This window comes from Megasphaera sp. NM10, from assembly GCF_000417505.1.
Lineage (GTDB): Bacteria > Bacillota > Negativicutes > Veillonellales > Megasphaeraceae > Megasphaera > Megasphaera intestinihominis.
Genome location: NZ_APHY01000133.1, coordinates 1 through 1056, shown reverse-complemented (window position 1 = coordinate 1056; position 1056 = coordinate 1). Strand labels below are relative to the sequence as shown.

The window sequence follows — 1056 nt, the reverse complement described above, 5'->3', positions numbered from 1 at the left end:
GGAAACACTGAACGCCCTGCTCGACCACGAGGCGGATGAACTCGTCCGCGCTGGCAAGTATGAGCGAACGGGAGACCGTAAGGCGTACCGTTCCGGTCATTACGAGCGGAATTTTGGCACGACTTCCGGCGAAGTCAGATTACGCGTGCCGAAGCTCAAGGGCATCCAGTTTGAGACGGCCATCATCGAGCGCTATAAACGCCGTGAATGCTCTGTCGAGGAAGCCCTTATTGAGATGTACCTGGCCGGCGTATCCGTGCGCCGTGTCGAAGATATTACCGAATTGCTTTGGGGCACAAAGGTCTCCTCTGGCACCATCAGCCATCTCAACCAGAAGGCATACAAGCACATCGAGGAATGGCGTCAGCGTCCTTTAACGGGGGAATATCCGTATGTTTACGTCGACGGCATTTACCTCAAGCGCTGCTGGGGTGGCGAGATTCAAAATGTCTCCGTTTTAGTCGCTATTGGCGTCAATAAAGACGGGTTCCGTGAGATTCTCGGAGCAGCAGAAGGCATGAAAGAAGACAGGGAAAGCTGGTTGAACTTCTTCACCTGGCTCAAAGGCCGTGGCCTTGCAGGCGTGCGTCTCATTATCGGCGATAAATGCCTTGGCATGCTGGAAAGCATCCCTGTAGTCTTTCCTGAAGCCAAATACCAACGCTGCACGGTCCATTTTTACCGGAACGTCTTCACAGTGACGCCAAAGACTAAGATGAAGCAGGTTACCTTAATGCTCAAGGCAATCCACGCGCAGGAGAGCAAGGAAGCTGCACAGGAAAAGGCGGTCTCCATTGCCGCCAAGCTCCGTGAAATGAAGCTTTTATCCGCAACCAAGAAAGTCGAGGACAGCGTGGGCGAAACCTTGACCTATATGGATTTTCCAACAGAACACTGGAGCCGGATCCGCACGAATAACCTAACAGAACGGGTGAATCGCGAGATACGCCGCCGTACACGGGCCATTGGTGCCTTTCCTGACGGCAACAGTGCTTTGATGCTCGTCTGTGCCAGACTCGTCATGCTTGACCGCCTCGGAATGGGCTCGAAACGCTA

At 53.7% G+C, this 1056-nt stretch carries 1 protein-coding gene; it reads left to right on the top strand.

What is annotated here, in order from left to right; all coding sequences use genetic code 11:
- Nucleotides 1-1056 (top strand): IS256 family transposase (locus NM10_RS12705; protein WP_020311939.1); only part of this gene is annotated, 1056 nt, incomplete at both ends.